Here is a 14,045-nt window from a genome sequence, read left to right on the forward strand (position 1 = left end):
GGTGTTGGTTCATCTAGAGGACTTGGGCGGAAACTTTCTCTGCTATGTCCCGTGATTCGAGATTCTCCAGGCTCAGCACTGTCCATCCGCGATCGGCAAGCCACTCGTCCCGGGTCTCATCCCCTTGCGCAACAACGGCTAAGGTATGGCTTGGCCAGGAAAGATCTAAGATCCATTCATTCGATGGCCCGATGTCCGCACCCCATTGGTCTGGGGTTACTTCGGATTCGATTAGTTCCTCGATGAGGCTCCGGAGCTCAAGGGAGTCCTCATAGATTTCATACCACATGCTTTGGCGTACTTTGCGTGGTGCCGCGTTAGCATCCGGTACGTCGGATTTCGAACCGGCAGATGTCGCCGCGTTGGACTCTATCCATTGCAGAAAACCTGCGTCCTGGGAAGCTGGCGTCCCGAACAGTAGGCCCCGGTCAAGGAACGAGTTAAATAGCTCGCAGCTTGTTTCAGGAATCAGAACGCAGCAGTGACAAGCAGCGAGATTGCGTGCGTCAGCACCTGCCCCTGTCGACTCGATGCACACGGGGTCCGCCGAGCACCATGAAAGCCGAACGAGCCCTTCATCCAAGGCTGGTGCCAGGCGTTCGGGGTGCGCAAGGGCAGCCACGCCGCCCAGGCTGCCTGCTGAATCCGATGAAGCTGTGTAGAGAAGAATCCCTGCGTTGTCCTCGCCGGCATAAAGACGTTCTCTGATGGACGACGCCGGGTAGCCCGCGTCGAGGGATAACTGATCAATGAGCACGTGGGCAAGTGTGTGTAGGAGAACGCGAATAATATCTACCTGTATTGCGTCGATCTTCCGTTGCTTCGCCGCTGCATTGACGTTCCTCTGCAGAATGTTCCTGCGCGCGGTAGCGAAGTCCGAGGCTGCCCATTCCTCGAGCTGCGTTCGATCGAGCGCTATGAACAGTCCTTCTCCCAGCGTCTCGATGGCCGGCAGCCAGCTTTGTCGGTTGTCCTCGGGAAAAATCGCCGCAAGTTTCACAGCCGGGTTGTCCTCGGTCTTCGGGGTGAGCCTGCTGAACCCGTAGAGGGCCCTTACTTCACGCAGCCGAGTCACCTTTCGGATGCTTCTTATCCAATGCAGGTATCTCTCCGGAACCTCCATGCGTTCAGCCACAAAATCTGTGTCCGGTTGATCCGCCCGGCCAGCGATGAGGGCTTGAAACTCTTGCTGCCTGAGAACCTCGTCCGTCAGGTCTTCACCTTGTTCACCGTGGAACTGCCGGTTCACCTCGTTCTTAAGCTCAGCTATGGTGAAGCGGTTTCCGAACTCTTCTACGATCCCTTCGAGAACCCAATCCCCCTGGGTGAGTGCCTCGGGTTTGCTAAGAACTGACGCACGCTGGCCCACTACTTTGGCCAAAAATTCCGAGTACGGGGGTATCGAAATTGCGGAGCGAACGGCTGGGAACCAGACGTTTGAGGCGCCACGCTGCACTGTGCGTGGAGGCTTTCCGCACGTACGATCCCGGTATGCTTTGCCAAGCCACAAACGGCGCCCGGTGCATTTCATCTCCCTCAACGCGGCAGGGGAAAAAGCGTCCGCCATGGACCGCGACCTTCCGCAGCTGCATCGAATGATCATGTCGGCGAGCGAGGACGTTCGACCCTCAGACGCAAGGCTCAATTCGTGCTGCGCGGAGTTGTCCGGATAGAGCCCATGAACCCAAAAAGTATAAGGAAAGTCATCTAAGTGGCCATCTTCGCAGGCGACGACGAACCTGGACGGAGTTAAGGGCACATTGGACTTGCAGAGTCCGCAAAGCACGTCCTCGTACCCTGCCTGGAGCTGGGACATAGATCCGAGACGATGGCACTTGGGGCAGCTGAGGACCTGAGGGAAGCGGATGACGGGGACCTTTGACCAACCGGTTGGCGGGAGGAGAAGTCGTCCAACTCCGAGGCTTCGGGCCAGGCGAGGCTCAGGTGCCGCCGTCAGGAGTTTTTCGTCCCACTGATCAATGCTTGTGATCATGAAGCTGTTATTTTCAGCCGGGAATAAGCTCCCGACTCCAAAAGTCGACAGTAGCTGGCTCCGCCGCGCCTTGAACACTTTCCTAACCATTGTTGGCGTCCTCCCTGACCCGAATTGGACGCAGTGTTGTCTCAGCGTCCACGTCGCGCATGCTCGATGGTGTTGGCCACGGCGTGGCTGTGGTTGTGTACACAAAGTTTGGGTCTTCGAGCGCCTTGGCGAAATCGATAAGCAGCGAATTAACTGGGTCACGCATCTTCCAGTATTGCAACTTGGAGTTAGTTTGTGCCTCCAGTCGCCAGGCTTTAAGAAGTATTTCGAGCTCGTTGATGGTGGCTTTGACTTCGGTCCCATCGATGGCTGCAACGCGTTCACGGATGTGTCTAAGGACCAGCTCGATGGATGCGCCAGCATCAGTCACATTTCTGGCCTGGTCGTCGTACCTGACGGTTGACTCGATCATGCGAAGCGCAGAGATCATGACAGCGTGAAGGGCCCGGTCTCTTGATCTGGCCGCGAAAGGCGTGGCGCTTGTGGCTTCGACAGCCCTGTATAGCGCTTGATGAAACGGAACGAATCCTTCGAAGTGGGAGCGATCCCTTGATTTTGCTGCGTTGAAGATCGTGACCACCAAGCCGGGGTGTTGTCGGCCAACCCGGCTCGTTGCCTGAATGTACTCGGCACTGGACTGAGGCTGTCCCATCACGGCCATGAGACCGAGTCGGTCCACGTCCAGTCCCACGGAGATCATGTTCGTAGCTAGAACTACGTCGTTTGGCGTTAGCTGCCCGCCGAGTCCGTTTTCCAGGGATTTTAGGGCGTAAGGGATCTTGTCACTGGACACTCGACTAGTGAGTTCAGACAGCTCCACTTGACGGGCGTCGGAAATTCCCTCTCTGGCGGAAAGTAACTTAAGGCGCGCACGAACGTCGTCGTACACCTGTAGATACGCGGAGCCCAACACACGGAGACTGTTGAAGTAGCCAATCAGAGTCCAGTAAGGATCCCTGTCGTCTTGAGAACTAGCATCGACTACTGCCGCTGAATTTAACAGGGATGCATATGTTCGAACCATCAGAGTCGCGTGGCTCGTCCCAGCAGCCATGAGTCCGACGTACTGACGAGTTCCGAGCTGATTCGCCGGTGCTTTCTTCGCGAAGAAGGAGTCGTCGGGGTCGATCCCGGGCGGCGGGAAGAGCCGTGATTCGCGGTTGAAGACAGACTTTATTTGAGTTTCCGCCCGCCGGATAGTCGCAGTCGACGCGATGATCTTCGGCCGGCGTACGTCTTCGGAATGATTGTCGGCGCCGCGCGCTAGCCCACCCGAAGCTAGATCGACTGCCGTTTCGAAGATTCCCACCGTTGAGCCCAAAGGGCCTGAAATCAGGTGGAGCTCGTCCTGAATAATCAGATCTGGGCCATGGTCGCCGGGAGACCAGCGGCCAAAGAGGCTTGCTACCTCGCCTTTCCACGCCATTCTGGCAAACTTGTCGACTGTTCCAATTACCAGTTCCGGGCGTTCCCTGTAGACGTCTGTATCAACTATGTGGACTGGCAGACCGTCCTTGTAGTCGCAACTGCCGTTAGAACACCTGACGCTCATACGCTCAGTGGGAATCTTGTCTATGCGATAGTCGTCCGCCTTGAGCCTCCGGCCGCACCATGGGCAGGCTTCGATCTGGCAGGGGTTCCCTTCCACGACCTCGTCGCCTCGCCGGAGTTTCCCCAAATTGGTGCGTGCATCCTTAATGTCATTAGGTGTTGCGGCGCTTCCGACCCAAAGCCCGATGCTGAATGCATCCAGCCCGAGGCGCTCCGGATCTTTCTTTCTTACAGACTCGAGTGAGCAGATTAGCATCGCCGCACGTTCGAACTGCTGGATAGTAAGGAGCCGAAGCGTGTAACGCATGATCACCGCTACGCCCTTTGCCCCGGGATCACGAAGCCGGCGCAGGAGAATTAGATATGCGATAAGACCTAGATAAGCTTCAGTCTTGCCGCCGCCGGTCGGGAACCAGAGCAAATCGGCGAAGTCGCGTTCAGGGTGATTGTGGTCCGTCACTGACGGAAGATTTAGCAGAATGAACGCGATCTGAAAGGGGCGCCAGCTTTGCTGGTTGCCAAGCATGAAGTCACCAGTGCCGCCAGCACGGATCCAGTCTTGGCGCGAGCGTTGCATGTGCATAGCGTGATTTGCGAGTTGGAAAGCTTCGAATGCCTGCTTGTCATCCCTGAGTACCTGAATACCCGCCCGTATGCGTTCGGCCGCTTCACTAGCCGACTTTAAGTGCCGCTGAGAAACGCGTTCAAGGTGAGATGGCACGCTGTCGGGTCCACGGCCAGCCGCAATCTCGCCGGTCCGGGATATCCAGCCCAAGTAGTCGCTATGAAGCGTTTCCAGCTCGGACAGAACTCTTTCCCTGTTCCCGGTAGACAGGAGATCAAGAGACAAATCGGCGTCAGTGCCGCCCGCCACTGATCGATGGACGTCTTGGCGCGGGACGAACGTCGTTGAGACTTTTCGGCAAACAGGACCGTCAACATCAGTTTCAGCCCATTCGACAGCACAACCATGCCCGGCTCCGAAGACCATGGATTTCCGGTATAGGAGTTCAGACGATGCCAGGTCGGGATCGGCAGAGACGTCTGAGCGGAGCTTTGACCGGTCAGTGAGAGCCATGGCATCTGCCTCGACAACCAGGCCTACTTGGAACCAGCACGCACGATCCCGGTCTTCGCCGGTCGACTTAGTACGCCTGTTTCTGAGGGCGACGGTGACTGTCGTTATCCCGCCCTCTGGTTCGCGAACCAACACGTACAGTTCCAGACCCCCGTCTTCGAGGAGCTTGGGCGCGTGCCGGCCGACGGCGGTGACGTCTACGGCGATGGGCGTGGAGTCTATGGCGGAGCGACGCCAGTCGTAGGCGCCCTGCCGCCGTCGTGAATCTGTATCCGTTGCGGCCACGGGTGTGTATTGCGCGCCCGACGGGATGATTCGAATGGCATGTGTGACGGCAGTATCCACGGACACCGTCACACCGAGGCTCGTTGGGTATGTCAGCCGGGAATTCGCCACAGGGCTGTCGACGGCGCTGTCTCCTGCCTCAGCAGCGGCTGAGTCGGGTTCATCTGGTGCTGCGTCCAGTGTCTCGTCGCTGGCGGGCCACAGAACCCCTGTGACGTAGCGTTCAAGAGGCCGTTCCGTCAGCAATTCCTCGTCAGACGTGGGGCCGAACAGGTCTTCCACGAGCCTGTCGACCATTTCCGACCGGAATGCGTATTTTGAGTCTAGCGATGACAAGGGCACACCTATTTCTTCCACTGGAGTCTGATGAGGCCGGCTGCGCGCGGGACTAGCCACATTCCGGAGTAGCCAATTCCGGCGTACTGCGTATCTAAGGGATTTCCGGTCGCACACTCGACTGAAACGAGCCGCGCACCGGTGAAGGCTTCCGGCCAGTTCCATGGTCTTCCATATGTCTGGAAGGCGCCCTTCAGCGCATAGCCAAATCCGTTGCTTGTTCGTCCGATGACTTCACCGGAGGCAAGCCTCAAGACGTAGCGTGGCATTTCGTATACGTCTGACGAATCCTCAAGGGTCCCCTGCACAGACTGCCCCACTATGTCTCCGGCGAGAAGCCGGTCTTGGACATCCTGGGGTGAGCACCCTGAAGTCTCTGCCGGCAAAACATCGTCGATGTCACCGTTGAGGAACTCCATACGAATTGTGTAGGTCTTCTTGAATCTTCCAAAGCCAATCTCGGTCCATCTCGTGACAGATCCGACGGACTTGGATGGTTTGACTCGGTCCTTCGGTATGTGCGTCGTTACTACCAACTCGCGTGCGCGCGAGACTGCAACATACTTGTCTCGCAGCGTCGCCGCCGTACGCTCTGCGGACGGCCACCCTGTAATCGGGGGCACGTAAAGCACATTGTTGAACTCCAGACCCTTCGCCCGATGGACCGTTGAGACGGTCACCGGGCTGGCGTCGGATACAGTCAGCGCGAGTGGGACTGACCGGTTTCGCAGACGTTGCCCGAGCCGTGCCACGTCAAGAGATCTGAAAGATCTGTAGTCGCCCTCTGCCGTCTTGAGATCCAGCCAGCGCTCCTGCGGCGAATCTAGCCCCTCACTCTCCATCCGCGCGAGGATCACGTCCTCTGGGTAGGAGCGACCTTCTAAGTCCTTGAAGACAGCGAAGACCCACGGGGCGACGCTCATGTCTTGGGCGCGTCGACGCACAACGTGAGGCCTGTCGTGCTCCCATAAGAGCTCGCTGGCAAGAAGGACTTCATAGTTGGTTGAACACAGAAGAGCGGTGGTTTCGCCCTCGGCGGGGTCGAGAGCCCCGGACTCGTCAAGAAGCGATGGAGTGGTCCCCCCGTTGGTCCTGAAGTCGTCGAGCATCTGGTGCGCGGCAGCCACCTCCGCATCGTCCAGAAGATCCATCGTGCGTATGGTCTTGCCGATCTCTATCAGTTCGAGTGCCTGATCGGACAAAGCTCGGTAGTTCCCCTTTAGCTGTCGCTGGATTGCACCGTAGCGTTCTTGAAGGTCTGAAATGAACTCTTGCGACGAAAACTGCGAAACCGAATCCTGCAGCTGGAAGTCGTAGATACCCTGCAGCGGGTCGCCGAGCACCGTGAAGCCGAGATCCTCAGGCGCCTCCGAGATGATCGCTTTGACCATTTCTGCACGGTCGCCGACCAAGTCCTGCGCTTCATCGATCAGAAGATGGCGGACTGAAGCTAAACGATCTGGCAGGTCGCCTGAAATGAGCTGAGTAGCCCGGCGGATTCGACCCTCGAACGAACCGGTAAGGGCCTCGCCGTCACCGTCGTCGTTATCGAGGAGGATTTGCGCTGCCAGAGAGTCGAACGTCCGAATAGGAACGCTCTCGATTTCGAACTTGCGGGCGCGCTTCCTCACTGCCTCAACGGCCGCACGGGAGAAGCTCAGGACAAGGATTTCGTCTGCAGGGTTCAAACCCTCGTCGATAAGGTACTGGATTCGCGAAAGCAGGACTTCGGTCTTGCCCTGACCAGCGGCCGCGAGCACGAATTGGCGAGAATCAAGCGGAGCGAAGGTCACTGCCTCCTGGCTTTCATCCAACTTGAACTCAGCCGGCACTAACCTTTTCCTCCTTCCAAAGGTGGTCAAACTCAGTGAAGGCAAGGTGGTGTCCGTACTTGTCGAGGTTGTCCTTGACATTGACGATGAGGACTTCTTCGCTGCCTCCATTCAGCGGGCCGCGCAGACCGCGTCCCACCATCTGGATGTATTTGTTGGGAGAGAACGTGGGGCGGCAGACATAAACCGCGCCAACTTTGGGGGCATCAAACCCCTGGGACAAAACGTCAAAATTCGTTAGTACTTTGATCTCCTCCCGCCGGAATTCCTCGATGAGACGGCGTCGGTGTGCGGGATCCGTCTTTGACGAGATCGCGGCCGCAGGGATGCCTTCAACCGTCAAAGTGGCGGCCAACGCCTCAGCATGCGCAACCGAAGCCGCAAACACAATTGCAGTTCCAACGTCCTGGCTCTGGATGTGGTTCAGAATTGTGTCGTTGCGACGTTGGTCCCTGGCTACTTCGTCAAGATCCAGGCGAGCTTCGAGCATGGACGATTGCTCGTCCGCATTCGAGGCACTTCGGAGATCCTTCAGCGTGAGTTCCATGCCCTCGAGGACCTCGTGACGGACGCGAGCCAAAACGCCCAGATTTTGAAGATATTCGTGGGCTGTTTCGGAATCAAACTGGTCTGGCACTAGTAGATTTGCCCCGAAACGGTTGACGAGCCTCTTGGTCTCCGCTTCGTTGTTTCCTCGGTATGGCGTCGCGGACAGACCCAGCAGGGGGTTTGACCGGTCCGTATGCGAGCGATGAAACCACGAAAGAACCTTCGTGTATGAGGGGCTCGTCGCTCCGTGAGCTTCATCGATGATTACAAGGTCCGTGGCGGGTAGCCATTTGTAGGAATCTCTGCGCGTGTCAAAAATGCTGGCAAGTGTCTGGATGGACGCGACGACAAGGTGCAGCTTTGTTTCTTCTGGCTCGGCGGAGTTCCCACCCCACAGCCGGCTGAGAGCCATGCGTTCGCCGCTAGGGCCAGCTGCCTGCCAGACGTAAGTCCATGTGTCAACCGCTTGTTCACAGAGTTCGTCCGTCTGAGCGATCCAAATGACTAGATGCTGCCCGGGAGTTCCGGCCACATGGTCGACGACAGATTCCACGGCGACGCGAGTCTTACCCGCGCCCGTAGGAAGCTGGAGGATTCCCCTTTTTGAGGCGTCCGCGGCCAGAAGATTCTTCACTTTGACGCTGACATTGTGCTGATATTCATGCATGGGCGACAGCAGGACTGGTCCCATGACTTCTTCCCGCTCTGGTTTTTTCTTGAACGACTGCCCCGCGAAGTCCTCGGAGAGTCCCAGGCTTCTGACGAATTCCAGAGCTTCTTTATTGCCACGGAATTGTGCGGGTGTTTCGATCCCTAGTTCCTCCAAGGCTGGCTGAAGCTTTTTTATGAGATCGGCCCCATGGAGTTTGCTTGCGATGCTAAACAGTCTTTCAATGTCGAGTTCGCCATCGCTGCGGCTTTCAATCATCCGGAAAATATGGTCCGGTATAAGGCCTCGAATCGTCTCCACACCGACGAGTTCTGCGATCCTCCCGGCCTCGGTGAGTTTCGAGCGAGCCCTCTTCTTCCTGTCTTCGAGTTCTTTGGCTTTCTGGATTGCCTTCAGCTCGGATAGGACATCTGCCGCCTTCTTATTCATGCCCTTGGCGCTGAACAGCTCTTGCAGGCGTTCCCTAGGTGTCAGGCCTTCTAGATAGTAAAAAACGCCGTCTTCGATGGCAGCAGGAAGTTCCTGTACAGACTCGGAAGTGTCGTAATCATTACTCCGCAACAAACGGATAGAAGAGCAAGCCTGGGCAGGCATTGAAGCCAAACCCGATGCCACTCGTGCGATTCCGACATAAAGCTTGCCAACATTTTGCTGATCGCCGACCGGCTCGGGAATGAATTCTCTGCGGAAAGATACCGTCAGTCTCTCCAGTTTCCAGCTCTCGGTAAGCGCCTCATCGAGTTCTGTATGTTCAGTGCGGAGGCCTGCGATGTCGGTTGATCGGCTGAGGAAGTCGGATGTGGGCCTATCCCCGGCCAGTCTCACAAACTCGCGCTCGCACCTGGTCAGTCCGGACCTCGTGAGAACCAGTAGGTCTTTCGGGGGTCTGACTCCGAGCTGCGCAAGAAGCCCGTACAGTTCATGCGTCTGCACCAATGGCAGATTCTGCTCGGCAAGGTGAATAGCATAGGGCCACTGAATCGAAATGACGTCGGTCGGAAGAGAAAGGGCATCAGCAGCAGCTGTGCCAGGAAAAGGCAAATAATCTGAAGGAATGGACTTGATATCCCCCACGCAATACTTGGCGTCAACCAGGCCAAGCGGAGTGGGGAGAACGCCAAAATTCTTGATCCACCATAGTTCCGGTCCGTCGATGCTTTCCGGTTTTTTGTAAGTATTCGAGTACTCGATCGTCACCCGAAAATGCTGTTGCTGAAGTAAAGCAGTCGTAACTTTTGAGCGAGACTTTATGGAAGCTTCTGTTAGATATTCGAGACCATCCGTACACAGCGCCTGAGGGAACTGTAAGTTCTGAGGTGAGACCGGGACAGGCCCAGACGCTGATTCTCGAGCTAGGCGGCTGGCTTCAGTCTCTTTCCACGCATCGTAGAGTGCGCCCGATCGTTTCATCTTCCGCTCGCCGAGAGCGGACCGCGCACCCAGGGCGCGCAGGAGAGAGATGTCCATCCGGTGGAACATCTCGTCGATGAGGATTGACTCATCGCCAACTGAGTCCGCCGAGATGATGGCGCCGGGCAGCCAAACGACCTTGATGGCTCGCCATTTGCCGTCCTTGCACTTGATCTTGATGCGAAACGGTTCGGTGCGCTGGGACAGCAAGGCGATCATCTCGGCCGTCGGGACCGACCGAGACAAGCGCCACAAGGACTCAGTAGCGTCGAGGTCGTCATAATCCTCGGCGACAGCTTTGGCAACACGGAGAACCTGACCACTCGCGTCCAACGCCTGAAAATCGAGGGCGCGAAGATACTCCCAAACTCGGCCGTGTTTCACCAGATCGAGGGATATGAACCTCGCATCGGCGTCCTCTGCGTCCTCTGCGGACTGTGGGATGAAGAGCTTCGTCGTCACGGGGGCCTGAGCCGTTCCGTCGGCTGCGAGGAGAATGCGACTTCGGCGCATGTCCGCTTGAAGGTCCGGGTGGCTCTTATTGATGGCCGTGGCTATCTGGAGAGCCATTTCGTAGGCGTCTAGTGTACGCGGCGCTGCCACTTCCTCAAGCCATTCAGTGAGTGTTGCGCGCTTCTTCTGATTCAGTTCGAGGAGGCGATTTAACTGGGAGTTGCGTTCTCTGGGGAATGCCGACTTGTGCACCCAGCGACTGTCGCGTCCGACGGATTGATCCCACAACTCTTCAATCCTAGTGGCGTCTAGTAGCTGCGGCTGGACCTTTATCTGGTCAACGCGACGCAGTATGCCGGAACGATCTGGGATGCACGCCGTGGCCGCAACTGCTTTCATTACCGGCAGGTTTACAATTTCGTCTGCCCAGGAGCGCGGCTCACGGCCTCGTGAAGGCAGTAGATCCAAGAAGCTGCCCGGGTCCTCTGGATCGACGAGGTCCGGGAGAGCCGCCGCAACCATGCGAGGAAAGGTAGTCGTGAGGATTTCTTTGTTGTACAGGCTCGTGAGCATGTTGTGCCGGTCTTCGTTCATCTTGAACGCGGCATTGATTATTCCTCGAAGGGAGGTCTGAGCGTCGGTGGGAAAGTAATTCCAGAAGCTACCGAGGTTGCGGCGAGCCGTGCCTGTCATGGGGACGGCCCAGACTATTTCCACCCGTTGGCGCGCGACGATCGAGCCGGCATCGGCGGCGGCCTGCGGGCTAACCAAGTGTGTTGCGGAGAAGACGCGCCATTCGTCGCTCGCAGTGCCGTCGCTGAGCACAACACTGCTGCCTTCTCGGGAAGCAGTCCACTGCGTATTGACGGCCCCTCTCCGGTTATCAAGATCTAGACGTCCGATTTGGTCGGAGAAGAGCAGGAACTCTGGCGGGAACGCCTGCATCTCCTCCTCCAGCCAATTGACGTTTGACTTGAGGGGCAGTCTTACAACCGTGGTTGCCCACTCCATGAGGGCAGACAGCGTTTCGTCGACTCGGGCAATCGGCGAAGGATCGAAGGGCCTTGCGATGCGTAGGACAGGGTAGTCTCCGGCGTCAGGAACAACCGCAGAGATAGATTCCCTCGCCCAGTCCTTATCCCAGCGGAGGGAGACCGTCCGGCTGAATATTTCGGGAGTATCAGAAATTTGAAGGACTGACTTGAAACCCAGACCGAATCGGCCAATCTTGTCATCCCGCTTAGCAGACGAGTGTGACAATAGCAGCGTGCGTACGGCTTCCTCGCCGAGCGGCATACCTTCATTGGCGCAGTACAGATAGTCCTCCGTGAGGACTATCGATATCCGGCCTTCAAGGCCATCCATTGCGTCAGCAGCGTTTTGTACCAGCTCGTTGAGCTGCTTTCGGCCATATCCGCCCTCCACGGTGGTCTTCTCGATGTTGGAGTCCTGCCCCACGAGCTCAGGTCGCTCCTTGTACGACCGTAGACATGCTGCCGACTCACTGGCGACGAACTCGCCAAGCGCTTCTTCCGGACCCGCCCAAACTTCCCCCAAGGCCATCTTCCTTACCTATTTTGTAGGGTTCCCGCTGAACCCGCTCATCATTGAGCTTCATCTGACTCATTTGTATCAGGTTGTACGGACAAAACTGCGAACGCCCGAGGCAGGCATTACACATATTCGGTGGCGCGTCGGCTAGCGCGGAAAGCTTGCCACTAGTCGTGAGGCGATAGCCCGCCCCAGCGCAGTCGGAACGGCGTTCCCGATCTGCTTGGCAATGGCGGTCTTGGAACCGATCCACAACCGATCATCGGGAAAGCCCTGTAACTTGGCGGCCTCAAGATGCGTGATGGCTCGAGGCTCGATTGGATGGAGGTAGCGGCCCTTTTCCGGCTTGAAGAATTCAGTTCTCACGGTCACGGACGGCTTGTCCCAGTGCATTCGTCCCATCACGTCAGCAGATCCAGTTTTGTGCTTTATCCAGCACGGAGCCTGCAGCTTCTCGGGTAGGTCGAAACGATTTCCACCCAGTGGGATCTCAGCAAACCGCTCTAGCGACTGCTTGGCGTAATCGCGTCCGAGGTGCAGTTCAGATGTTCGGAAGGCCCCCGCGAAGGTGCGGCCGGCGTAGTCTGTTGAGCGCTCGGGAAGCGTCGTCTGGGTCACACGAGTAGCGATTCCCCGCAAAGCTTGCCGCACGGTACGGTGGCGGCCAATGTGGGTCGGTAGGGGAAAGCCCGGGAAGGGAAGATCCCTGTGATGGCCGATTAGGATGGCACGCTTTCGAGCCTGGGGGGCACCGTAGTCGGCCGAATTCAGGACATGCCATTGAAAGTCATAGTCCCTAATGAGACCCTCGGGGCCGGTAGCGTCCCTGAAATCTTGAAGCTGTTGCGACTTGCTGAAGGCAGGCACGTTTTCCACGATGAAGTACTTCGGCTTGGCCCTCGCCAGCGCTTCCGCGTAGGGCTGCCACAGGCTATTCCGGATGTCCTCCGGGTCCTGCTTGCCCAGCTGCGAGAATCCCTGGCACGGCGGGCCGCCAATGACGACGTCCACTTCGGGAACATTCTCCTTGACAAGCCAGTCCTGAATCGGCCCGGGGTAAACCTTGTCGCCAAATGTTGCGGCGAACGACGCTGCAGCCGCTGGTTCGAACTCCACAGCACGCTCCGTGACGAATCGGGGTGAAGCGGCGTAGAAACCCTGGGTCAGCCCGCCGGCCCCCGCGAACAGGTCGAGTACCGTGATGGAATTGGAGGTCTTCATGCGACTGTAGGGAGCGGCCTGCGCGGCGAGAACTTTACTCATGGTGGACTAAGAATATCGGCTCTGCCTCAGCTGCAACTCCAACGGCTTCTCAGCGTTCGAGGTTAGCCCGCCAGTGGAAGTCGCCGGGCTTCAAGTGGCGTTACCTGGCTGATTGGCTGTTCGAATAACAATCTTAAGCCGCCAAGGTCCTGTTGAGACTTGACTATCTAGCTCTCGCCAAAAGCAGTCGACTAGCCGCAGGAGCGGAAGACTTGACAAGCGATCGCCGCTTCAAAGTGGCGGCGTTCTTGCGAGGCTCCTGGGTCCAAAAATGCGGTGCCGGAACGCGGCTGAATCATAGATCCCCTAGGAGTTCAGCATCTCTAGCGGTCGACTCCAGCTCGGCAAGCGTCTTGCTGGCGTATTCAACCGAGACCGTCACCTTGAAGTTCTCTCCGTATACCGCAAGATTGATCTCGGACTCGGCAGAGCCCCAATGGGCGAATCTGCTCAAGTGCCCGCATGAGACGGCCATGCCCCATTCCGCGTAGTCGTCTTCGTACAAGTCATTCGACCAATAGGTATCGTCCTTCGTCGGCGTGCCATATTTTTTCGCCACGGAAGCTTTGAGCTCGTCGTAGTCATGAAGGTGGTTATTCAGATTCTGGTATTCCTCAAGAACAAGATATTTCCCACGAACGAGTTGGCCAGCAACGAATATGTAGATGGCAAGACAGCGGAACCGCCCGAGCCTCACCTCAAAATCTAGGTAGCCGTCCTGCTCTAGCCCGGGATCGCCGCCTTCTGAGGCCTTCACGGCCGACGGCGAGGCACCCCAGGGTGCTTTCCTGAAACCCTCTTGAGGTTGCGAAATTACAAGATCTGCGGGCGCCCACGTGCCATCTTGGTTAAGGAGAACGGCAGTCCCGGAATCTGTAATTGCTCTCATTTTTCCCCCGAAAGTAGTGGCTGCCCGCGTACCGCCAGAGTTGGACTCATTTCTTTGGCGCAATCCGCGGTTCTCGTGAATGCATCCGTATCGTAGCGCGAAATCCTCCACCCGTCAGTTGCCCCTCCCCAAGC

6 protein-coding genes are annotated in these 14,045 nt (G+C 57.3%); all 6 read right to left on the reverse strand.

The features are described from left to right. Nucleotides 1-13 precede the first annotated feature (13 nt). The gene (gene drmB / locus OM977_RS04685) at nt 14-2,083 is read right to left on the reverse strand and encodes a DUF1998 domain-containing protein (RefSeq protein ID WP_264356378.1); all 2,070 of its coding nucleotides are present in this window, start codon (nt 2,081-2,083) and stop codon (nt 14-16) included. Continuing rightward, nucleotides 2,076-5,294: a helicase-related protein gene (locus OM977_RS04690; RefSeq protein ID WP_264356379.1), complete on the reverse strand. Its 3,219-nt coding sequence runs from the start codon at nt 5,292-5,294 to the stop codon at nt 2,076-2,078. Before OM977_RS04690 ends, drmB begins: the two co-directional genes overlap by 8 nt. Nucleotides 5,295-5,302: 8 nt before the next feature. Beyond that, the gene (locus OM977_RS04695; protein WP_264356380.1) at nt 5,303-7,126 is read right to left on the reverse strand and encodes an ATP-dependent helicase; all 1,824 of its coding nucleotides are present in this window, start codon (nt 7,124-7,126) and stop codon (nt 5,303-5,305) included. After that, nucleotides 7,116-11,666 carry a DEAD/DEAH box helicase gene (locus OM977_RS04700; RefSeq protein WP_264356381.1) on the reverse strand — a complete coding sequence of 1,517 codons (4,551 nt, stop codon included), beginning with the start codon at nt 11,664-11,666 and terminating at the stop codon, nt 7,116-7,118. Before OM977_RS04700 ends, OM977_RS04695 begins: the two co-directional genes overlap by 11 nt. A 240-nt stretch (nt 11,667-11,906) precedes the next feature. Next, nucleotides 11,907-13,022, reverse strand: coding sequence for a DNA cytosine methyltransferase (locus OM977_RS04705; RefSeq protein ID WP_264356382.1), 1,116 nt, complete (start codon nt 13,020-13,022; stop codon nt 11,907-11,909). A gap of 295 nt (nt 13,023-13,317) precedes the next feature. After that, nucleotides 13,318-13,911 carry a hypothetical protein gene (locus OM977_RS04710; protein WP_264356383.1) on the reverse strand — a complete coding sequence of 198 codons (594 nt, stop codon included), beginning with the start codon at nt 13,909-13,911 and terminating at the stop codon, nt 13,318-13,320. Nucleotides 13,912-14,045 lie beyond the last annotated feature (134 nt).

It is taken from the genome of Pseudarthrobacter sp. MM222 (assembly GCF_947090775.1).
Classification (GTDB): domain Bacteria; phylum Actinomycetota; class Actinomycetes; order Actinomycetales; family Micrococcaceae; genus Arthrobacter.

Coding starts and splice junctions, on each gene's coding strand:
- OM977_RS04705 (WP_264356382.1), bottom strand. CDS start 13,022: ATGAGTAAAGTTCTCGCCGCGCAGGCCGCTCCCTACAGTCGCATGAAG.
- drmB (WP_264356378.1), bottom strand. CDS start 2,083: ATGGTTAGGAAAGTGTTCAAGGCGCGGCGGAGCCAGCTACTGTCGACT.
- OM977_RS04710 (WP_264356383.1), bottom strand. CDS start 13,911: ATGAGAGCAATTACAGATTCCGGGACTGCCGTTCTCCTTAACCAAGAT.